This is a genomic window from Streptomyces sp. LBL, assembly GCF_029893585.1.
Taxonomy (GTDB): domain Bacteria; phylum Actinomycetota; class Actinomycetes; order Streptomycetales; family Streptomycetaceae; genus Streptomyces.
Map to the genome: position 1 here is coordinate 131,703 of NZ_JARXYX010000017.1, position 19,861 is coordinate 151,563.

Sequence of the window (19,861 nt, forward strand, 5' to 3'; positions counted from 1 at the left end):
TTCAGCAATCCTCAGTATGCGCACCGAGACGCGAAGGGGCCGCGCCACCCCGGGAGGGGTCACGCGGCCTACGGGGCACAGCGGCGATCAGTGGCCGCCCTGCTCCTTCAAGCGCTTGTACGACCGCTCGATCTCGGCCTCGGCATCCGCGCGGCCCACCCAGTTGGCGCCCTCGACGGACTTGCCGGGCTCAAGGTCCTTGTAGACCTCGAAGAAGTGCTGGATCTCCAGGCGGTCGAACTCGGAGACGTGGTGGATGTCCCGCAGGTGCTCCACGCGCGGGTCGTGCGCGGGGACGCACAGCAGCTTGTCGTCGCCGCCGGCCTCGTCCGTCATCCGGAACATGCCGATCGTGCGGCACTGGATGAGGCAGCCGGGGAAGGTCGGCTCGTCCAGGATGACCAGCGCGTCCAGCGGGTCGCCGTCCTCGCCGAGGGTGTTCTCGACGAAGCCGTAGTCGGCCGGATAGCTGGTCGAGGTGAAGAGGCGACGGTCCAGGCGGATCCGACCGGTCTCGTGGTCCACCTCGTACTTGTTCCGTGAACCCTTCGGAATCTCGATCGTGACGTCGAACTCCACCGGTGGCTCCTCCATGATCAGCACATAGTTCTGGTGGTTAAGTGTCCCTCACGCAGGTGTGTGATCGCGAAAGGGGCTGGTGGTCGTGCCAGAGCTGAGACCTTGGCGAGCCGCGGGACCGCTTGCCACGCGGGTCGCGAACGCCGTACGACCGCGTCTGGCACGCGCCCGGAACGCCGTACGAACCCCTGTCACGCGCGCCGCGGACGCCGTGCGACCCGGTGTCACGCGGGTCGCGAACGCCCTACGAACCGGTGTCACGCGCGCCGCGAACGCCGCACGAACCGGTGTCACGCGCGCCGCGGACGCCGTACGCCCTCGCCTCACGAGCGCCGTCACGGCCGCGAAACCGCAGGTCGAGCGGCTGGCACGGGTTACGGGGCGGCAGTTCGCGCGGATCCCGAGGCCGAAGACCGTCAAGACCTGGCAGTACACCGCGACAGCCACCACCGCCGGGCTGGCGCTGGCCGCCTCCGTGGTGACCGTGACAGGCCCCTGGGACTCCACGGGTCAGCGTAAGGTCGAGCGGGACCGGGCGGTTGCCCTGCAGCGCACGGGTGGCGCAGATCACGAAGGCTCCTCCGGTACGGCGGGAGGGCAGCCCCGGCCCGCCCCCAGCGCGGCCTTCGTCCTCGCCGCCCTCGGCGGTGGCGCGCGCACCAGCACTTCGGCACCGACCGGTCAGGGTCTGTCCGCCGTTCTGCGACCGCTCCTGAAGGACGCGGCGCTCGGCACCCGCCGTACCGCCGTAGTCGTGGACGTCGCCTCCGGCAGGCGTCTTTACGGCAGCGGCGCCGACACGGCCCTGACCCCCGCCTCCACCACGAAGATCGCCACCGCCGTGGCCGCGCTCTCCGCCCTGGGCGCCGACCACCGCCTCACCACCCGGGCCGCCCTCGAACCCGACACCAGGGAAGTCGTCCTCGTCGGCGGCGGCGACCCCACCCTCACCGCCCACCGGGACGCCGAGGGCTGGGCGAGCCTGCGCACCCTCGCGGACCGGACGGCCGCCGCCCTCAAGAAGCGCGACCTCCACGAGGTCACGCTCTCGTACGACGCCACCCTGTACGCCGGCCCCCGGCTTCACCCCATCGGAGTCAACGAGAACCTCGCCCCGGTCACCGCCCTGATGGCCGACGAGGCCCGCACGGACGGCTCCGCCGACGGCCCCGTGCTCCGTGTGACGGACCCGGAGGCGGACGCGACCCGCACGTTCGCCGCATTCCTCAAAGCCGACGGCATCCGGACCACCGCACCCGGCCCCTCCAAGGCGACGAACCGCGCCGAGTCCCTCGCCGCGGTCTCCTCACCCCCGCTCTCCGCCCTCGTCGAACGCATGCTCACCAACAGCGACAACGACATCGCCGAGGCCCTCGCCCGCCAGACGGCCGTCGCACGCGGCGAACGCGCCGACTTCGACGGCGCGGGCAAGGCCATCGCCGCCCAGCTGACGAAACTCGCACTCCCCCTCAAGGGCGCCGCCTTCCACGACGGCAGCGGCCTCGACCGCGCCGACCGCCTCACCGCGAACCTGCTCACGGCGTTGCTGGTCACAGCGGGCGACCGCTCCCGCCCCGACCTCCGCCCCGCCCTCACCGGTCTCCCCGTGGCCGGCTTCACCGGCACCCTGACCAGCCGCTACACCGAGGGCGCGGCGGGTCTCGTACGAGCGAAAACAGGCACCCTCAGCGGCGTGAACACCCTCGCCGGAACGGTCGTCGACCAGGACGGCCGCCTCCTGGCCTTCGCCTTCCTGACGTCGAACACGACGGATCCGGGGGCAGCCCAGGCGGCGCTGGACCGGACGGCGACGGCGTTGGCGGCGTGCGGCTGCCGCTGACGCGGCCGACCGCGGCCGACCGCGGCCGGGGGATCCGTGCCTGGCGGACTGGCGGACTGGCGGACCGGCGCCTGGCGTACAGGCGCTCGGCGTACAGGCCGCCCGCGGCTGATCCGCCCGTGGTTCATCCGGCCCGCCGCGCCGGGTGCCGACCCGACGGGGCCCGGCAGCCGCCGACCTCCACGGCCTGCCCCAAGTGGGGCCGCTCACGTACGGTTGACGCATGACGAGCATCGGTGGTGCCGAGATGGTCGACTGGAATCTCGCGGTGGCGACCGCGACCCGGCTCGTACGGCCGGGCCCCGACGTGAGCCGTGACGAGGCCCGGGCCGTCGTCGCGGAACTGCGCCGGCATGCCAAGACGGCGGAGGAACACGTCCGGGCCTTCACTCGTATGGGGACGGAAGAGACCCACGACACGCCCGTCCTCGTCGTCGACCGCCCCGGCTGGGTGCGGGCGAACGTCGCCGGGTTCCGGGAGATCCTCAAACCGCTCCTCGAGAAGATGCAGGAACGGCGCGGCAACACCCCGGGCGGCGCGGTCCTCGGTGCCGTCGGAGGCAAGGTGACCGGCGTCGAACTCGGGATGCTGCTGTCCTTCCTGTCCTCCCGCGTCCTCGGCCAGTACGAGACCTTCGCCCCGGCCACCCGTGATCTCCCGGCGGCCGGGAACGGCGGCGGCCGGCTGCTCCTCGTCGCCCCGAACATCGTGCACGTGGAGCGCGAACTCGACGTGCAGCCCCACGACTTCCGGCTGTGGGTGTGCCTGCACGAGGAGACGCACCGCACGCAGTTCACGGCCGTGCCCTGGCTGCGGGACCACCTGGAGGGCGAGATCCAGTCGTTCCTGGGGGAGACCGAGGTCGACCCCATGACCGTTCTGGAACGCGTCCGGGAGGCCGCCCAGTCCCTGGCCGGCGGACGGCCCGAGGGCGAGGAGGACGAGGGCAGGTCCCTCGTGGAACTCGTCCAGACGCCCGCCCAGCGGGAGATCCTCGGCCGCCTCACCGCCGTGATGTCCCTCCTGGAGGGCCACGCCGACTTCGTGATGGACGGAGTGGGTCCGCAGGTCGTGCCGACCGTCGCGGAGATCCGCGAGAAGTTCCAGCAGCGCCGGGCCAAGGGCGCATCCCGGCTGGACATGGCGCTGCGCAAGCTGCTGGGTCTGGACGCCAAACTCCGGCAGTACCGTGACGGCGAACGCTTCGTACGGGCCGTCGTCGACGAGGTCGGCATGGACGGCTTCAACCGTGTCTGGACGTCCCCGAACACCCTTCCGACGAAGGCGGAGATCGCCAAACCGGCGGACTGGGTCGCGCGGGTGCACCGCAGGGCCGAGCCGTGAACCGGGTGCCGACGTCGTGAACGAAATTTGGCCGACGGCAGGCGAACGCCCCTTCAATCACCCGTCCGAGGGACCGTGAGCGAGGGGTAGGCGTGCGATGCTCGGGGAACGGCCCGGTTCTGTCACCATCTACACACTCTGAGTGACCGAACGTCGGGCTCACCCCCCGACAACTTCATGAAGGGAACCGGACATGGGTCCCCATCCTGCGGTCGCGGCGATACGCCTGGCGGTCCGCCGCGTCCTCCACGACATCCTCACCGAACACAGCCGTACGACCGAACACAGAAATACGCCCGGACACAGCCGTACACCCGGACAGCCCACCGCCCCCGAAGCCGCCCCGCGCGGCGCCGCGTACGAGATCCCGGGCGACGCCTTGTACGAGCGCCCGCACGACATCCCGAACGAGCGCCCGCCGGCGCCGCTCGTGTTCGTGGCGTGCTCCGGCGGCGCCGACTCCATGGCGCTCGCCTCCGCCCTCGCGTTCGAGGCCCCCAGGCTCGGCATCCGCGCCGGTGGCGTCACCGTCGACCACCGCCTGCAGCCCGGTTCCGACCTGCGCGCCGAGGAAGTCGTGCTGCGTCTGCGGCAACTCGGCCTGGACCCCGTCGAGTCCACCGCGGTGACCGTCGGCCGCGAGGGCGGCCCCGAGGCCGCCGCCCGGGACGCCCGCTACGCCGCACTCGACGCCGCGGCCGAACGCCACGGCGCCACCACCGTGCTGCTCGGCCACACCCGGGACGACCAGGCCGAAACCGTCCTGCTCGGCCTCGCCCGCGGCTCCGGCATCCGCTCCCTGTCCGGAATGGCGGCCGTCTCCGGGAGACCGGGGGCCGCCCGCCGCTACCGTCGCCCCTTCCTCCAACTCGACCGGCAGACCGTCCGGAAGGCCTGCATGGTTCAGTCCCTGCCCGTCTGGGACGACCCGCACAACACCGACCCGGCGTACACCCGCTCCCGGCTGCGCCACGAGGGCCTGCCCGCACTGGAGAAGGCGCTCGGCAAGGGCGTCGTCGAGGCCCTCGCCCGTACGGCCCAGCTCTCCCGCGACGACGCCGACGCCCTCGACGCCTGGGCGGGCCAGGCCGAGGCCTCCGTACGGGACACCACCGGCGTCCTGGTGTGCGCCAGGCTGTACGCGCTGCCGCCCGCGGTGCGCCGCCGCATCCTGCGCCGCGCCGCCATCGAGGCCGGCGCCCCGGCCGGTTCCCTCTTCGCCCGGCACATCGAGGAGATCGACCGGCTGATCACCGGCTGGCGCGGTCAGGGAGCCATCAATCTCCCCGGCAGAGTCGTCGCCCAGCGGCAGGGTGGCAGACTGGTGATTCGGCAAGGCTGATTCCGGAGGCCGCCGACGGATCGCCGGCGCGGCTCGTGGGCGGTCCGAACGGCCGGTTGGACAACCGAAAGTGATGCGGGTGGACGCGAAAGACATGGGCACCGACCTCAAAGAGGTGCTCATCACCAAGGAAGAGATCGACGCGAAACTGGTCGAGCTGGCCGCGAAGATCGACGCGGAGTACGCGGACAAGGACCTGCTGATCGTCGGTGTCCTCAAGGGCGCGGTGATGGTCATGGCGGACCTCGCCCGGGCGCTGTCCACCCCCGTCACGATGGACTGGATGGCGGTGTCCTCGTACGGCGCCGGCACCCAGTCCTCCGGTGTGGTGCGGATCCTCAAGGACCTCGACACCGACATCAAGGGCAAGCACGTCCTGATCGTCGAGGACATCATCGACTCCGGGCTGACCCTGTCCTGGCTGCTCTCCAACCTCGGCTCGCGGGAGCCCGCCTCCCTCAAGGTGTGCACCCTGCTGCGCAAGCCCGATGCCGCCAAGGTCGCCATCGACGTGGAGTGGGTGGGCTTCGACATCCCGAACGAGTTCGTCGTCGGATACGGCCTCGACTACGCCGAGAAGTACCGAAACCTCCCATTCGTCGGTACGCTCGCGCCTCACGTCTACGGCGGCTGAGCCAGATAGCCCAAGCCCTGTAAGACGATCGGGAACCCCAGCGGGTTTCGCGCCGTTGGAGCATTCAGACGGGTTCGCGAAGCCCTCCCGTGCGGCTTCGGTCCACAATGCTGGGGTACCGTCACAAGAACTGTCTTATCAAACTCACTATGGCAGGAGGGACGGGGCGGCACCGCTCCGTATGGATGGACGTGAAGCGATACTTCCGTGGGCCGGTCATGTGGATCGTGCTGGCCGTCCTTGCCGTGGTCGTGTTGATGCAGGTCGTCGGCTCGTCCGGTGGCTACAAGACGGTGGACACCGGCCAGGTGATCCAGGCGATCAATGACAACAGGGCCGAGTCGGCCAAACTGACCACCGGCGACGAGCAGAACATCAAGGTCGAGCTCAAAGACGGCGTGAAGGTCGAGGGCAGCTCGAAGATCCAGGCGAGCTACATCGGCGACCAGGGCGTGACCATCGCCGGCACGCTGCAGACCAAATACCAGGACAAGCAGATCCCCAAGGGCTACACGGTCTCGCCGACCAAGCAGAACGCCTTTGTCGGGATCCTGCTCACTCTGCTCCCCTTCGTCCTCATCGTGGTCGTCTTCCTGTTCCTGATGAATCAGATGCAGGGTGGCGGCTCCCGGGTGATGAACTTCGGGAAGTCCAAGGCGAAGCTCATCACCAAGGACACCCCGAAGACGACGTTCTCGGACGTCGCCGGGGCGGACGAGGCTGTCGAGGAGCTCCACGAGATCAAGGAGTTCCTGCAGGAACCGGCGAAGTTCCAGGCCGTCGGCGCCAAGATTCCCAAGGGCGTACTGCTGTACGGCCCGCCCGGCACCGGCAAGACCCTGCTCGCGCGTGCTGTCGCGGGCGAGGCCGGGGTCCCCTTCTACTCGATCTCCGGCTCCGACTTCGTCGAGATGTTCGTCGGTGTCGGTGCCTCCCGAGTCCGTGACCTGTTCGAGCAGGCCAAGGCGAACGCCCCGGCGATCGTCTTCGTCGATGAGATCGACGCGGTCGGCCGCCATCGCGGCGCCGGCCTCGGCGGTGGTCACGACGAGCGCGAGCAGACACTGAACCAGTTGCTGGTCGAGATGGACGGTTTTGACGTCAAGGGTGGTGTGATTCTCATCGCAGCCACCAACCGTCCGGACATCCTCGACCCCGCGCTGCTGCGCCCCGGCCGCTTCGACCGCCAGATCGCGGTCGACCGCCCGGACATGCTGGGTCGTCTGGAGATCCTCAAGGTCCACCAGAAGGGCAAGCCGGTCGCACCGGACGTCGACCTGTCGGCCGTCGCCCGCCGGACGCCGGGCTTCACGGGCGCGGACCTGAGCAACGTCCTCAACGAGGCCGCTCTGCTCACAGCCCGGTCGAACAAGAAGCTCATCGACAACCACATGCTGGACGAGGCAATCGACCGCGTCGTGGCGGGCCCGCAGAAGCGGACCCGGATCATGTCGGACAAGGAAAAGAAGATCACCGCGTACCACGAGGGCGGTCACGCCCTGGTCGCGGCGGCCTCACCCAACTCCGATCCGGTCCACAAGATCACGATCCTCTCGAGAGGCCGTGCTCTGGGCTACACGATGGTTCTGCCGGACGAGGACAAGTACTCGACCACGCGCAACGAGATGCTGGACCAGCTGGCGTACATGCTGGGCGGCCGCGCGGCCGAGGAACTGGTCTTCCACGACCCGACCACCGGCGCTGCGAACGACATCGAGAAGGCCACGGCAACGGCCCGCGCGATGGTCACGCAGTACGGCATGACCGAGCGTCTCGGCGCCATCAAGTTCGGTGGCGACAACACCGAGCCGTTCCTCGGTCGGGAGATGTCGCACCCGCGTGACTACTCGGAAGAGGTCGCCGCGCTGGTCGACGAAGAGGTCAAGAAGCTCATCGAGACGGCGCACAACGAGGCCTGGGAAATCCTGGTCGAGAACCGCGACGTCCTCGATGCTCTGGTCCTGCAGTTGCTGGAGAAGGAGACGCTGAACAAGGAGCAGATCGCCGAGGTCTTCGCTCCCATCGTCAGGCGTCCCCCGCGGCCGGCCTGGACCGGCTCCTCCCGCCGCACGCCGTCCACCCGTCCGCCGGTGCTCTCCCCCAGGGAGCTCGCACTGACGAACGGCGCCAACGGCGCGACCCCGGCGATCTCCACCGTGAAGTCCACCGCGGCGGAACCCGCCCCGGCGACCGAGTCGGCCCCCGAGGAGCGCCCGGAGAGCTGAATCTCCCGGTCCTTCGGATCCCGGTGACCTCACCACAGGCCCGGAATGGATGCCGCGTCCCCCAAGGTTCTAGCCTGGGGGGCGCGGCATTTGTGTATGCCCGAGGACGAGGAGCGTGGCCCACACACGCGACAGGCACAGGAACGAGGCACCACATGACCGACCCGGTGACGCTGGACGGCGAGGGCTCGATCGGCGAGTTCGACGAGAAGCGGGCCGAGAACGCCGTACGCGAACTGCTGATCGCGGTCGGCGAGGACCCGGACCGCGAGGGCCTGAAGGAGACGCCGGCGCGGGTGGCGCGGGCGTATCAGGAGATATTCGCGGGGCTGACGCAGAAGCCGGAGGATGTGCTGACCACGACGTTCGACGCGGGGCACGACGAGATGGTGCTCGTGAAGGACATCGAGGTGTACTCGACGTGTGAGCACCATCTCGTGCCGTTCAGGGGCGTCGCTCATGTCGGCTACATCCCGGCCACCACCGGCAAGATCACCGGCCTGTCCAAGCTGGCCCGCCTCGTGGACGTCTACGCTCGCCGCCCCCAGGTGCAGGAACGACTGACCACACAGATCGCGGACTCCCTGATGAAGATCCTGGAGCCGCGCGGTGTCATCGTCGTCGTGGAGTGCGAACACATGTGCATGTCGATGCGCGGTATCCGCAAGCCCGGTGCCAAGACGCTGACGTCAGCCGTGCGCGGGCAGTTGCGGGACGCAGCCACCCGCGCTGAGGCGATGAGCCTCATCATGGCCCGCTAGTGCCGCGACAGGCTATGTTCGCCCCGTCGCGACGCCTGGCACGCACTCCCGGCAGTTGTCCATCACCAGCACTACGGTCTCGGCGTCGGGGTAGTCCATGTTCAGCAGCTGTTTGACCTGGCCGGCCCAGTCGGTCCGGGTCCGCTGGGACAGTGCCTGAACGCGGCGTCGGCCGCGCAGGGGTTCGACCCATACGAAGATGGAGTACGTGCCGCAGCGGATGTACTCGCTGTCCTGGCGGGCGTCGTGACCGGGGCGGGCTGGGAGCGGGTCGCGGGCATGGTCGAGGAGTTGGTAGGGCTTCTCGTCCATGCACACCACCGGACGTGCCGGGTCGTAGGGCCGGGCATGGACGGCGAGCACGTCTTCCATCCGGGCCGCGAACTCCGCGTTCGCCCGTGGCGGGATGGTCCAGCACTTTCTCAGGTGAGGGCGCAGTTCCGTTTTTTTAAGACCCGCCCGATGGTGGAGTGGTCCAGGTCGGGGATGTCCTCGGCCAGCGCGACGTGCTTCTCCAGCAGCCGCAGCGACCACCGGGTATGGCCCTGGGGCGGCTGTGAGCACGCCAGCGCGATCAGCCGGGCTTCGACCTCGTCCGTCACCGGCGAGGGCACCGGCGGAAGGTCGCGCATCTTCCGCGCGATCGTGGCGTGAATATCGCCACCGGTCTCGGCGAAACGCTTGGCGACCAGCCGTAACGTCTCACCGGAGACGTTGAGCCGGGCCGCGATCACCGCCTTGGAATCCACGTGACCCACCGAGGTGTCCAGTGCAAGCAGTACCCGCGCACGCATGATCATCGAGGCCCGACGAACACCCGTCGTGGTCACCCGGACCAACTCTTCACGATCCTGCGCGGTCAGCCTGACCGGCCGCTTCTTCTGCGAACCCACAACGACGGTCCCGTCTGGTGAAAGGGAAGGAACCCACCAGACACCAGTCTCCCCAGACACGCCATAACCAAGCAGCGACGCCCTACTAGCTGTTCTGTCCACGGAGGTTGGTGATGGCTTCCTGATCGCCGGGCGGGTCGTCACGCCGCCGAGGTCGCCCCCGTGTTGTTGTCGTCGTCGTCCTCCGGGAGCTTGCAGACCCGCTCCAGGAAGATGGCGGCCGCTATGACGGCGATGCCCGCCAGGACCGAGAAGCCGGCGGAGATGGCCTGGTCGCGGCGGGCGGGGATGTCGAGGGACTCCAGGAGGAAGACGCCGGTGCCGCCGTACATCCCGGAGACCAGGGCGGCGACCAGAGCGCTGGCCTGACCGAAGACGACCGCGCGGGCCGCCATCAGGGGGTCGACGCCCTTGGCCTCGGGCCGGCGCTCGCGCTGGGCCTTGAGGCGGGCGCGGATCGAGAGCGCCGTGGAGAGCAGAATGACGGCGATCACGGCCAGGACGATGGGGGCGGCCAGGGGGACGCTGGGCAGGGTCCCGACCGAGTTCCACAGGCGGGCGCCCGCCCAGGACAGGATCCCGGCGACGACGAACACGCCGGCCAGCACCCTGATACGTAGCTCTCTCACGGTGTCCCTTCAGCTCCCCCGAGGTCCTTCCGACTGTGGCCGTCTTGACCTTAACGGCTATTCGGGCAGCCGAAGTTCCAGGTCCTCGCGTGCTTCGACGCCGTCCCGGGCGACCGAGCCGAGGAGATCGGCGACCGGGCCGCGGCCGGGCAACTGGGCCTCGGGCTCCACGTCGTGCCAGGGGGCCAGGACAAAGGCGCGTTCGTGAGCGTGCGGGTGGGGGAGGGTCAGTTGCGGGTCGGCGGCGACGACATCGGCGTACGCCACGATGTCGACGTCGAGGGTGCGTGCGCCCCAGCGCTCGTCGCGGACGCGGTGGAAGGCATCCTCGACCGCGTGCGCCCGCTCCAGGAGGGAGGACGGGGGCAGGGTCGTCTTGAGGACCACGACCGCGTTGAAGTACGAGGGCTGACTGCCGGGCTCGACGCCCCAGGGCTCCGTCTCGTACACCGGGGAGACGGCCTTGATGCGGACGCCCGGGGTGTCCTCCAGGGCGTCGATGGCGCCCTGCAGCGTCTCCAGACGGTTGCCGAGGTTGGAGCCCAGGGAGAGCACGGCCCGTTTCGGATTGTGGAGGGTGGTGTCGGCGGCGTCGACCTGCTCGACGACGGAGGCGGGTACCGGCTGTACGGTCGGGTCGCTGTGCCCCGTGGTGAAGAACGCGGTCATACTCGGCTCCGGGTGATGGTGACGGTCACGTCGTCGAAGGGGACGGTGATCGGGGCGTCCGGCTTGTGGACGCGGACCTCGACCTCCTCGACCCCTTCGTGCTTCAGACAGGCCTGGGCGATGCGTTCGGCGAGCGTCTCGATGAGGTTGACGGGCTCGCCCTCGACGACGGCCACGACCTCCTCCGCCACGATGCCGTAGTGCACGGTCTTCGTGAGGTCGTCGTCGGCGGCGGCCGGTCGGGTGTCCAGGCTCAGGACGACGTCCACGATGAAGGTCTGGCCCTCCTCGCGTTCCTTGGGGAACACCCCGTGGTGCCCACGGGCCTTCAGGCCGCGCAGCGCGACACGATCCACGCGAATCACTCCTGCAATCGTCGGTCACGGCCGGTCGGTGCCGTGTGCGGGCGGCACACCGGCCTCGAACGAATCTACCCGTGAGCACTGACAGAGCCGGGCCACGAGGGCGTCGGCCCGCGCCGGAGCCAGGAGGTTTCATCGTGCGTTTCCCCTGGGGAACCCGGCGGCTCACAGGCTGGTAGCCGCCCATACCCGGGGGTAGGTGATTCCAACCACTTCTTGATCCCTGTGGGCGGTCCCGGGTGGCTTCCGGGGGCCGACCCGATGCCCGTCCTCCGGGTCACCTACCCCGTCAGGCGGGGGTGTCGTCGCTCTCGTCCTCGTCGGTTTCGGCCAGAACGGGGGAGGCGTGATGGGACCAGAGTTTCCAGCCGTCGTGCGTCCGGCGGAACACGTTGGTGGCGACGACCAGCTGGCCGACGAGCGGGCCGAGTTCCTCGCCGCCCTCGGGCGCGGGGCCGCCGCTGAGGATGTTCTCGGTGCAGGTCACCACGGCGGTGTCGCCGCCGACGGAGGTGTGTGTGTCGGTGAGGATGAACTGGATGTAGTCCGTGTTCGCCATGATCAGGGCGTACGACCTGAGGACCTCGCCGCGGCCGGTGAGCACCGGCCAGCCGGGATGCACGCAGGAGATCACGCCGACATCGGCCGGATCGTGATACGTCTCGTCGACGCCCAGGTCGGCCGGGGTGAGCCAGAGCGAGGACACCGTTTCGAAGTCGCCGCGCTCCATGGCCTCGTAGAAAGAGGTGTTGGCGAGTTCGACCTCTTCCACATCGGTGTGGGGGGCGCTCACCGGACTCCTTCTGCCCCGTCGACCGCGCCGCGCGCTCCCTCCACGCCGCGCGCTCCCTCCACGGCGCGCGAGACCCGCACAGCGTCCGCGGTCGCGTGCACCTCGTGCACGCGTACGGCCCATGCGCCGGCGTGCGCCGCGAGTGCGGAGACGGCGGCCGTGGCGGCGTCGCGCTCGCGCGCGGGCGGTGGTGAGCCCTCCGGGCCGGCCAGGACACGGCCCAGGAACCGCTTGCGGGAGGCGGCGACGAGCAGGGGACGGCCCAGGCAGAGCAGGCGGTCGAGGTGGGCGAGGAGGACGAGGTCGTGCTCGGCGTCCTTGGAGAAACCGAGGCCGGGGTCGACGACGATCCGGTCGGGGGCGATCCCGCCGGCCAGAACGGCCTCCACGCGCGCGTGCAGCTCGTCGACGACTTCGGTCACGACATCCTCGTACACGCCCCTGACGTTGCCGCCTTCCAGGAAGCCGCGCCAGTGCATGACGACGAAGGGGGCGTCCGTCTCGGCGACGACCGGGATCATCGCGGGGTCGGCGAGGCCGCCGCTGACGTCGTTGACGAGGGCGGCGCCGGCCGAGAGAGCCTGTTCGGCGACGGAGGCGCGCATGGTGTCGACAGAGACGGTGACGCCTTCGGAGGCCAGGCCGCGGACGACCGGGATGACCCGTTTGAGCTCTTCGGCCTCGTCGACGCGGGTGGCGCCGGGGCGGGTGGACTCACCGCCGACGTCGACCAGGTCGGCGCCCTCGCTCACCAGGGCGAGGCCGTGTTTGACGGCGGCCGTGGTGTCGAAGAAGCGGCCGCCGTCCGAGAAGGAATCGGGGGTGACGTTCACGACTCCCATGACCGCGCAGCGGTCCCACTCCGGAAGGCCCGCGACGCGCCCGCGTCCGCTCTGCTTGCTCATACCGTCAGCGTAGGCCCAGGGCGGGGCCGCACGGCCCGGGGGCCCGGCCGATGCGGCCGCTCGTACACCGGCACGAAGCGGCCCGAACGCACACCCTGGGCGGGAGGAGGGGGCGGGCTTCCGCTCGGGCCCGTTCGGGTGACCGGGGTTCACGCCGGCCGGTGGGTGACCGCGGCTCAAGCCGGCCGGTCGGTGACTGAGGCTCACGCCGGCCGGTGGGTGACCGCGGTTCACGCCGCGCGGACGTTGCGTTCCGCTGTTCCGTGGACACACGCGCGCGCCGGGGCCGTACGACGGCGCAGGAAGCGCGGCACGGGGAGTGCGAGGTTGACGAAACCCTCCGCCTGCATGGCGGCGAAGCCGATGCGGGGCAGGTCGCCGGAGGCGCGGTAGACCACGAAACGCGGCTCCCAGCGGGGACAGAACTTCGCGTTGAACTTGTACAGGGACTCGATCTGGAACCAGCGCGAGAGGAACACCAACAGCCCGCGCCAGGCACGGAGCACCGGGCCCGCGCCGATCTTCTCGCCACGGGCCAGCGCCGCGCGGAACATGGCGAAGTTCAGCGACACACGCGTGATGCCCAGGCGCGGAGCCGCGAGGAGGGCCGCCACGATCAGCAGTTCGTTCATGCCCGGGTCGGCCGAGCGGTCGCGCCGCATCAGGTCGAGCGAGGCGCCGTCCGTACCCCAGGGCACGAAGTGCAGGATCGCCTTGAGGTCGCCGTACGGACCCGGCTGGTCGTCCGCCTTGTGGGCGGTGGCGATGAGACAGTCGCCGTCGGCGGCGTCGCCGATGCGGCCCAGCGCCATGGAGAACCCCCGCTCGGTGTCCGTGCCGCGCCAGTCGTCGGCGGCGCGGCGGATCCGCCCCAGCTCGGCCTCCCCCAGGTCACGCACGCGCCGTACCCGGGTCTCGTAACCGGCCCGCTCGATGCGCTTGACCATCTGGCGCACGTTGCGCATCGCGCGCCCGGCGAGCGAGAAATCCGCGACGTCCACCACCGCCTCGTCGCCCAGTTCGAGGGCGTCCAGGCCGGTCTCACGGGTCCAGACCTCGCCGCCGGTCTCGGAGCACCCCATGACGGCGGGGGTCCAGGAGTGGGCCCTGGCCTCGTCCATGAACCGCTCGATGGCGCCCGGCCAGGCCTCCACGTCCCCGATCGGGTCACCGCTGGCCAGCATCACCCCGGAGACGACCCGGTAGGTCACCGCCGCCTTGCCGCTGGGCGAGAAGACGACGGCCTTGTCGCGGCGCAGCGCGAAGTGGCCGAGGGAGTCGCGGCGGCCGTGCTTGTCCAGCAGGGCGCGCAGGCGGGCCTCGTCCTCCTCGGTGAGGCGCGCGGCGGGGTGTTCGGGTCGCAAGGCCAGGTAGATCGTGGTGACGGCGGTGAGCAGGCCCAGGGCGCCCAGCGAGAAGGCGACCGTCCACGAGGTGCTGCCCTGGTAGTCGACCGGTCCCTCGAAGCCGAACAGGCCGTAGAGGACGTGCGTGAGGCGATCGGCCAGGCTCGGATCGCCGACCATGCGGCTCGGGTGGACGCTGACGATGATCAGCCCGAGGAACAGGGAACCGGCGCCCATGAGGACGAAGTTGGCGAGCGCGCGCCAGCGGCTGCGTGGGTCGGGCAGGGCCGTGAACTGGTCGCGGTGGCGGAGCAGGGGCGCGAGCAGCGCGACCGAGATGAGCATGCCCACCAGGGAGTGCCGGTACGTGAACTGCGCCATCGCGCCCGCCGGGAGCAGCACCACGGCCGCACGCCAGGCCCGGCGCTTGTGGCGCTTGAGTCCGTGGGCGAGCAGCAGCAACAGCACACCGGCGCTGAGCGAGAGCGCGGCCGTGAACGGGCCGAGCGCGCCGGGCAGCACCTCCGCGAGGGAGTGCATACGGCTGTGCCTGAAGCGCGGGAAGACACCCGCGGCGATGTCCAGCAGGCCCACGAGGGCACAGGCTCTGCCGACGAGGGCGGGTACGGCTTCGGGGCGCGGGCCACGCAGTGCGCGCCGCACCCGGTGTGATCGGACCGGAACCCCGGCCGACATTTCCTCATCTGTCCTGACAGACATCGCATCACGTAGTTCCGCGAGAGACCTTGGATCCGGTGCCGATTCGGGCATCCGGCGACATTGCGCCCTCTAGGACGGTGTCGGTAGGTGAGAGGTTCACTCATCTCCACAAAGGCGGTCCAAAGACCGGGGAAAGCGGAAGCAACCAATGGGTCTCACGAGCAACAACACGCTGGTGGCTGCGGTTCTGGCCGCCTTACTCCTGTTCGTCGGCACGGTATGGCTCTGGCCGCGGCTGGCGCGGCGGAGCTGGCGGGCCGTCGGCGGGCGGGTGGGTCTGCTGCTCGCGACCCAGGTGGTGCTCTTCGTGTCGGTGGGTCTGGCCGCCAACCACGCTTTCGGGTTCTACGCCTCCTGGGCGGACCTGTTCGGGCGGGAGACCGGCCAGGGTGTGGTCGTCGACCACGCCGCGGGCATCCCCTCGGGCGGGCCTCTTCAGGTGATCGACACGGGAAAGGTGCAGGGGCGGGGCGGCTTCCGGCCGTCGTCGGGCGGGCAGATCGAGCAGGTCGACATCGTGGGGCGTACGACGCGCATCGCCACGCGCGCGTACGTCTATCTGCCGCCGGAGTACTTCCAGCCGCGTTATCGCACGCGGACCTTTCCCACGGCCGCCGTCCTCACCGGTTATCCGGGCACGGCGCGGGCGCTGGTGGACAAACTCGGCTACCCGCGCGCTGCTGGGGAACTCGCCGCGGACGGCCGTATGCAGCCGATGATCCTGGTGATGCTGCGGCCGACCGTGTCGCCGCCGCGGGATACGGAGTGTGCGGACATCCCGGGCGGCCCGCAGACCGAGTCGTTCTTCGCCAAGGATCTGCCCGACGCCGTGGCCGCGCACTACAGGGTGGACAGGAAACCGGGGCGCTGGGGCATCATCGGCGACTCCACGGGCGGTTACTGCGCACTGAAACTCGCCCTGCACCACCCCGAGATGTACGCCGCCGGAGCGGGCCTGTCGGCGTACTACAACGCTCCCGCCGACGCCACCACGGGCGATCTCTTCCACGGTGACAAGGGGCTGCGCGACCGCGCGAACCTCTGGTGGTGCCTCAAGCACCTGCCCGCTCCCGACACTTCACTGCTCGTCACGAGCAGCAAGGCCGGAGAGCCGAACTACAAGGACACCCTGAAGTTCATCGAGCGGGTCAAGGACACCAGGCGGACCCACATCTCGTCGATCATCCTCGAAAGCGGCGGGCACAACTTCAACACCTGGCGGCGGGAGATTCCGGCGACGCTCCAGTGGATCAGCGGACGGCTGGGTGACCGCTGAAAACGATCTTGTTTTCACCGTAGCTGTCGGCCCCGACTTGCCGATTCTGCCGAATTCGGTGACCGATCTGATTCCTGATGACGTGTGAAGGCTGCGGGATGGCTGTCTTTTTGCGGGGCGGGGCGCCATCATTCACATACTCGCGGTAAGTTTCTGGCCATGCCACGTGGACGTCACCGCCATTCCCCGCCTTTGCACAGGCTGCTCCCCCCGTCGGCGATCGCAGGCGTGTCCCTCGTCTGCGCCCTGGGCCCATGGTTGTTCACGGATGCGACAGTGCTCCGTGGGCTGGCCGTGGCCGCCGCGGCGACGGCGATCGGAGGCGCGGTCGTCCTGCGCCACTGGGACACCCAGGCGGGCAAGCAGGTCGCCGAACTCACGCGCGCGCGGGCGAGTGACGAGTGGCGGTACGAGGAACGGGTCGCCGAACTGGAGACCGACTTGGAGGAGTCGCGCGGGCTGCGGGGCAAGCTGGAGCAGCGGTTGCGGGCCAAGCGGTCGGAACTGGCGGGGCTGCGCAACGAACACGCGGCGCTGCTGCGGCGATACGCCACGGCGGAGACCGAGCGGGCGAGTGCCCTGGAGGGCCGCCGACTGCTGGAGATAGAGGCGTCGGTTCCGGCTCCCGCGCTGCTGCCGGCGCAGGCCGGTTCCGCGGCCGAGGCGGAGGCTGCGGCTGCCCCGGCCGACCCGGAGGCCGAGGTGGCGGAGGACCGCGCGGAGACCGCGGAAAGGGTGCGGCCGGTGAAAACCGGGGAAACCGGGGAAACCGGGGAAAAGGAGCCCGAGGCTCCCCCGGTCTTCTCGCCGGACGGCTCCCAGCTGTTCCTGCGGGCAAAGGGGGCGCTGGCCCGCTTCGATGAGGACGGCGGTGACGACGGCGACGGTACGGGGAAGGACTCCGCGGAGGCCGAGCCGGAGGACTCCGCGGAGGCCGAGGCCGACGAGGCCGAGGACGCCAACTCCAGGAACGTCAGGCACTCCAGGAACTCCGGGAGCGCCGGAAACGCCAGGCGCTCAAAGAAGTCCAGGAATGCCGAGGCCTCCAAGGACGTCACGAAGCCCGACCCCAAGGACGCCCCGGAGGGCGTGTCCAAGGGCGCGCCGAACGGCGCCTTCAAGGAGGTCGCCAAGGCTGGGACGGTGAAGGTTCCCGCTGCTGGGGGCCCCGCGGCCGGTGCCGCCGCGACCAGCCAGACGGAGGCCGCGCAGGAGGACGAGGCGCAGGGGAAGTCCGAGGCGGTCGACGGGCATCAGCGCGCGGCCGCCACCCCCTCGGCGAAGGCGGCGCAGCCCGCCCAGCAGGCCACTGGACACTTCGTCGCGCCGACCGCGGTGGCGGTCGTACCGCCGACGCCCGTGCGGCGTCCCTCGGTCGAGGGCGGCTTCGACTTCTTCGGTATGCAGCAGGGGGCCGAGCCGGCTGCCCTGGAGGCCGTGCAGAACGAGGACCTCGCCGATGTGGTCGGCCAGGAGGCGCTCGCTCTCCACAAGGCCGAGTCCGAGGCGCAGTTCAAGCCGGCGGACGAGGCGTCGCGGGGCGTCGGCCAGGTGATTGACCTGACGGCCCACGACGAGACGCAACATATCGACCTACAGGGCCTGCGGACCGCGGTTTCCTGACTCCGTCGGCGGGCGTTTCGCGACTCCCGCCGGCGGCCACCGCCCACGCGTCCGCACTCAGGCCGCTACCGCTATCAGGGCGCCATCCACCGGTCCGGCCGGGCGTCCCGGCGTCCCGTCCGTGACCTCTCCGCCTGGGTCCTGAGTAGCTCTGCCGCCTCCTGGGCGTCCCGCAGACGGGCTGTCACGGTCTTGTTGGCCCCCGTGTCCACGTGCACGTCAGCGACCCCCCACAGGCGCTCCCACGGCCCTTGGGTGAGCCGTACGCTCTGCACCTTCGCGTGGGGTACGAGCGACAGGCTCCGGCGCAGCAGCCCGTGCCGGGCCGTGAACACGCCGTCGGTGACGGCGAGTCCGTACCCCCGCCACCACACCGGCACGCACCGCCCGGCCCGCCGCGGCGGCCGGGACTGCGCCGACCTCGGCGGCACGTTCACTCCGGGCAGCACCCGTGCGACGACCGCCTCGGCGACCGCGCGCGGAGCGACCGGCACCAGCACCGAGTTGGCGGACCCCGCCACGTCCAGCTCCACCCGCACCCAACCGCGCCGCCGCCACAGCAGCGGCTCCACGATCCGTACGGTCTGCACGCGGCCGGGCGGCACCGTCTCGTGCGTCCGGTCGAGCAGCCCGTGGTCGATGCGCAGCCCGTCCTGCGACTCGCCCACCGTCCAGTCGTATTCGGAGACGAACCGCCCCACACTGCTCGCGCCCGCCGCGCCCAGCAGCGGCACGCCGGTCGCGAGGACCGTCCACACGCTGTGGGTGGCCAGCCACAGCACCGGCGGTACGACGAGCGCGGCGGCCAGCGCGCCCCAGGTCGCGCCGGTCAGCACCAGCGAGACGGCGAGAACGCGCGGCGGCACGCGCAGCAGGTCGCGGGAGGGCGCCTCGCCGACCTCGTGCGCCGTCTCGGGCGCGAATCCGGCGGCGCGCGCGAGGAGTTCCGCGCGCAGCGCACGCGCCTCGCCCTCGCCCAGGAAGGCCAGCTCGTCCTTCTTGTCGGTGCCTATGACGTCGAGTCTGAGTTTCGCGACGCCCGCGACCCGCGCGAGCAGCGGCTGGGAGACGTCGACGGCCTGGATCCGCTCCAGCCGGATGTGCGCGGTGCGCCGGAACACCAGTCCGGTCCGTATGCGCAGTTCGCTGTCGGTGACCGCGAAGTGGGTGAACCACCAGGTCAGAAAGCCGTAGAGGGCGGCGGCCGGGACGAACACGGCGAGGCCGATCAGCAGGGTGGCCGTGGTCAGCCTGGCCAGCTGCTCGTGCGCCTGGTTCGGATCGTGCACCGCCCATCCGATGATCACGGCGACGGGCGCCCACGCCCGCCGGAACGGGGTCACGGGATGCAGCCGCCGCTCGGCGACGGGCGGCTTCTCGCGTACGTCCTCGACGTCCGGGGCTGTCACAGCCCCGCCGATCGGGCCTCGCCGAGCTCGGTGAGCCGGTCGCGCAGCCGTTCCGCCTCGGCCGGGTCGAGACCCGGGATGGTCGCGTCGGTCGCGGCGGCCGCGGTGTGCAGCTGCACGCTGGCCAGCCGGAAGTGCCGTTCGACGGGCCCCGAAGTGACCTCGACCAACTGCATCCGGCCGTACGGCACGACGGTCTCCTCCTGCCACAGGACACCCCGGGTGATCAGCAGATCGTCGGCGCGTTCGGCGTACCGCCAGGAACGCCAGTTGCGGCCGAGCATCACCCACCCCCAGCCGGTCAGCGCCAGCGGCAGCAGCGCGAAGGCGGCCCAGGCGGGCCCGACGAGCAGCCCGAGCAGCAGCCCCAGGGCCAGGGCCAGCAGCCCCAGCCACACCACCAGCAGCAGCCGCCGCATGCTCAGCAGTCTCGGCGGCAGCCCCGTCCACACCGGTTCGTCCCCGGTGGTCCCCGTGTCCGCCGCGCTCCCCGTCTCCATGGGGCCAGCG

Annotated in this window: 19 protein-coding genes; 8 read left to right on the forward strand and 11 right to left on the reverse strand. The window is 70.5% G+C overall.

The window, feature by feature from the left end:
• Positions 1-87: 87 nt before the first annotated feature.
• Positions 88-579, reverse strand: coding sequence for an inorganic diphosphatase (locus M2271_RS21475; protein ID WP_164412192.1), 492 nt, complete (start codon positions 577-579; stop codon positions 88-90).
• 79 nt (positions 580-658) lie between these two features.
• Between M2271_RS21475 and dacB the strand changes: the two genes are divergently transcribed.
• The 6 genes from dacB (at position 659) to folE (ending at position 8,726) form a co-directional block, all read left to right on the forward strand.
• Positions 659-2,419 carry a D-alanyl-D-alanine carboxypeptidase/D-alanyl-D-alanine-endopeptidase gene (gene dacB / locus M2271_RS21480; protein ID WP_280888907.1) on the forward strand — a complete coding sequence of 587 codons (1,761 nt, stop codon included), beginning with the start codon at positions 659-661 and terminating at the stop codon, positions 2,417-2,419.
• A 223-nt stretch (positions 2,420-2,642) separates the two neighbouring features.
• The gene (locus tag M2271_RS21485) at positions 2,643-3,764 is read left to right on the forward strand and encodes a zinc-dependent metalloprotease (protein WP_280888908.1); all 1,122 of its coding nucleotides are present in this window, start codon (positions 2,643-2,645) and stop codon (positions 3,762-3,764) included.
• A 193-nt stretch (positions 3,765-3,957) separates the two neighbouring features.
• A complete protein-coding gene (gene tilS, locus M2271_RS21490) occupies positions 3,958-5,106 on the forward strand; it encodes a tRNA lysidine(34) synthetase TilS (RefSeq protein ID WP_280888909.1) in 1,149 nt (382 codons plus the stop codon).
• 73 nt (positions 5,107-5,179) lie between these two features.
• Complete coding sequence (hpt, locus tag M2271_RS21495; RefSeq protein WP_280888910.1) at positions 5,180-5,740, forward strand: hypoxanthine phosphoribosyltransferase; 561 nt, start codon at positions 5,180-5,182, stop codon at positions 5,738-5,740.
• Between the two features lie 185 nt (positions 5,741-5,925).
• Entirely contained in the window at positions 5,926-7,965 is a 2,040-nt protein-coding gene (gene ftsH / locus M2271_RS21500) for an ATP-dependent zinc metalloprotease FtsH (RefSeq protein ID WP_280888961.1), read from the forward strand.
• A gap of 155 nt (positions 7,966-8,120) precedes the next feature.
• On the forward strand, positions 8,121-8,726 hold the full coding sequence (gene folE, locus M2271_RS21505) for a GTP cyclohydrolase I FolE (RefSeq protein WP_280888911.1): 606 nt from the start codon (positions 8,121-8,123) through the stop codon (positions 8,724-8,726).
• Positions 8,727-8,738: 12 nt separating this feature from the next.
• Here the strand turns inward: folE and M2271_RS21510 are convergent, their stop codons facing one another.
• The 8 genes from M2271_RS21510 to M2271_RS21545 form a co-directional block, all read right to left on the reverse strand.
• Positions 8,739-9,098, reverse strand: coding sequence for a transposase (locus M2271_RS21510; RefSeq protein ID WP_280888912.1), 360 nt, complete (start codon positions 9,096-9,098; stop codon positions 8,739-8,741).
• 50 nt (positions 9,099-9,148) lie between these two features.
• A complete protein-coding gene (locus M2271_RS21515) occupies positions 9,149-9,556 on the reverse strand; it encodes a helix-turn-helix domain-containing protein (RefSeq protein ID WP_280888913.1) in 408 nt (135 codons plus the stop codon).
• Positions 9,557-9,759: 203 nt separating this feature from the next.
• On the reverse strand, positions 9,760-10,248 hold the full coding sequence (locus M2271_RS21520) for a DUF3180 domain-containing protein (protein ID WP_280888914.1): 489 nt from the start codon (positions 10,246-10,248) through the stop codon (positions 9,760-9,762).
• Positions 10,249-10,305: 57 nt separating this feature from the next.
• The gene (gene folK / locus M2271_RS21525; protein ID WP_280888915.1) at positions 10,306-10,917 is read right to left on the reverse strand and encodes a 2-amino-4-hydroxy-6-hydroxymethyldihydropteridine diphosphokinase; all 612 of its coding nucleotides are present in this window, start codon (positions 10,915-10,917) and stop codon (positions 10,306-10,308) included.
• A complete protein-coding gene (gene folB, locus M2271_RS21530; RefSeq protein WP_280888916.1) occupies positions 10,914-11,273 on the reverse strand; it encodes a dihydroneopterin aldolase in 360 nt (119 codons plus the stop codon). The genes folK and folB overlap by 4 nt, the downstream gene beginning before the upstream one ends.
• A 295-nt stretch (positions 11,274-11,568) precedes the next feature.
• A complete protein-coding gene (locus tag M2271_RS21535; RefSeq protein WP_280888917.1) occupies positions 11,569-12,072 on the reverse strand; it encodes a nuclear transport factor 2 family protein in 504 nt (167 codons plus the stop codon).
• Positions 12,069-12,977 carry a dihydropteroate synthase gene (gene folP, locus M2271_RS21540; RefSeq protein ID WP_280888918.1) on the reverse strand — a complete coding sequence of 303 codons (909 nt, stop codon included), beginning with the start codon at positions 12,975-12,977 and terminating at the stop codon, positions 12,069-12,071. Before folP ends, M2271_RS21535 begins: the two co-directional genes overlap by 4 nt.
• Positions 12,978-13,207: 230 nt before the next feature.
• Positions 13,208-15,019, reverse strand: a complete 1,812-nt coding sequence (locus M2271_RS21545; RefSeq protein WP_280888919.1) for a phosphatidylglycerol lysyltransferase domain-containing protein — start codon at positions 15,017-15,019, stop codon at positions 13,208-13,210.
• A gap of 172 nt (positions 15,020-15,191) precedes the next feature.
• Here M2271_RS21545 and M2271_RS21550 point away from each other — a divergent pair, with 172 nt between their 5' ends.
• Positions 15,192-16,319, forward strand: a complete 1,128-nt coding sequence (locus M2271_RS21550; RefSeq protein WP_280888920.1) for an alpha/beta hydrolase-fold protein — start codon at positions 15,192-15,194, stop codon at positions 16,317-16,319.
• 159 nt (positions 16,320-16,478) lie between these two features.
• On the forward strand, positions 16,479-17,942 hold the full coding sequence (locus M2271_RS21555) for a hypothetical protein (RefSeq protein WP_280888921.1): 1,464 nt from the start codon (positions 16,479-16,481) through the stop codon (positions 17,940-17,942).
• A 74-nt stretch (positions 17,943-18,016) separates the two neighbouring features.
• Here the strand turns inward: M2271_RS21555 and M2271_RS21560 are convergent, their stop codons facing one another.
• Together M2271_RS21560 and M2271_RS21565 are read right to left on the reverse strand one after the other, a co-directional pair.
• The gene (locus tag M2271_RS21560; protein ID WP_280888922.1) at positions 18,017-19,351 is read right to left on the reverse strand and encodes a PH domain-containing protein; all 1,335 of its coding nucleotides are present in this window, start codon (positions 19,349-19,351) and stop codon (positions 18,017-18,019) included.
• Positions 19,348-19,851 carry a PH domain-containing protein gene (locus tag M2271_RS21565; protein ID WP_280888923.1) on the reverse strand — a complete coding sequence of 168 codons (504 nt, stop codon included), beginning with the start codon at positions 19,849-19,851 and terminating at the stop codon, positions 19,348-19,350. The genes M2271_RS21560 and M2271_RS21565 overlap by 4 nt, the downstream gene beginning before the upstream one ends.
• Positions 19,852-19,861: the final 10 nt, after the last annotated feature.

What these genes read in the sequence shown, in the direction of transcription:
- M2271_RS21510 (WP_280888912.1), bottom strand. Translation starts at nt 9,098, where the DNA reads ATGGAAGACGTGCTCGCCGTCCATGCCCGGCCCTACGACCCGGCACGT.
- tilS (WP_280888909.1), top strand. Translation starts at nt 3,958, where the DNA reads ATGGGTCCCCATCCTGCGGTCGCGGCGATACGCCTGGCGGTCCGCCGC.
- folK (WP_280888915.1), bottom strand. Translation starts at nt 10,917, where the DNA reads ATGACCGCGTTCTTCACCACGGGGCACAGCGACCCGACCGTACAGCCG.
- folP (WP_280888918.1), bottom strand. Translation starts at nt 12,977, where the DNA reads ATGAGCAAGCAGAGCGGACGCGGGCGCGTCGCGGGCCTTCCGGAGTGG.
- ftsH (WP_280888961.1), top strand. Translation starts at nt 5,926, where the DNA reads ATGGACGTGAAGCGATACTTCCGTGGGCCGGTCATGTGGATCGTGCTG.
- M2271_RS21485 (WP_280888908.1), top strand. Translation starts at nt 2,643, where the DNA reads ATGACGAGCATCGGTGGTGCCGAGATGGTCGACTGGAATCTCGCGGTG.
- M2271_RS21565 (WP_280888923.1), bottom strand. Translation starts at nt 19,851, where the DNA reads ATGGAGACGGGGAGCGCGGCGGACACGGGGACCACCGGGGACGAACCG.
- M2271_RS21555 (WP_280888921.1), top strand. Translation starts at nt 16,479, where the DNA reads ATGCCACGTGGACGTCACCGCCATTCCCCGCCTTTGCACAGGCTGCTC.
- hpt (WP_280888910.1), top strand. Translation starts at nt 5,180, where the DNA reads ATGCGGGTGGACGCGAAAGACATGGGCACCGACCTCAAAGAGGTGCTC.
- M2271_RS21545 (WP_280888919.1), bottom strand. Translation starts at nt 15,019, where the DNA reads ATGTCGGCCGGGGTTCCGGTCCGATCACACCGGGTGCGGCGCGCACTG.
- folE (WP_280888911.1), top strand. Translation starts at nt 8,121, where the DNA reads ATGACCGACCCGGTGACGCTGGACGGCGAGGGCTCGATCGGCGAGTTC.
- M2271_RS21550 (WP_280888920.1), top strand. Translation starts at nt 15,192, where the DNA reads ATGGGTCTCACGAGCAACAACACGCTGGTGGCTGCGGTTCTGGCCGCC.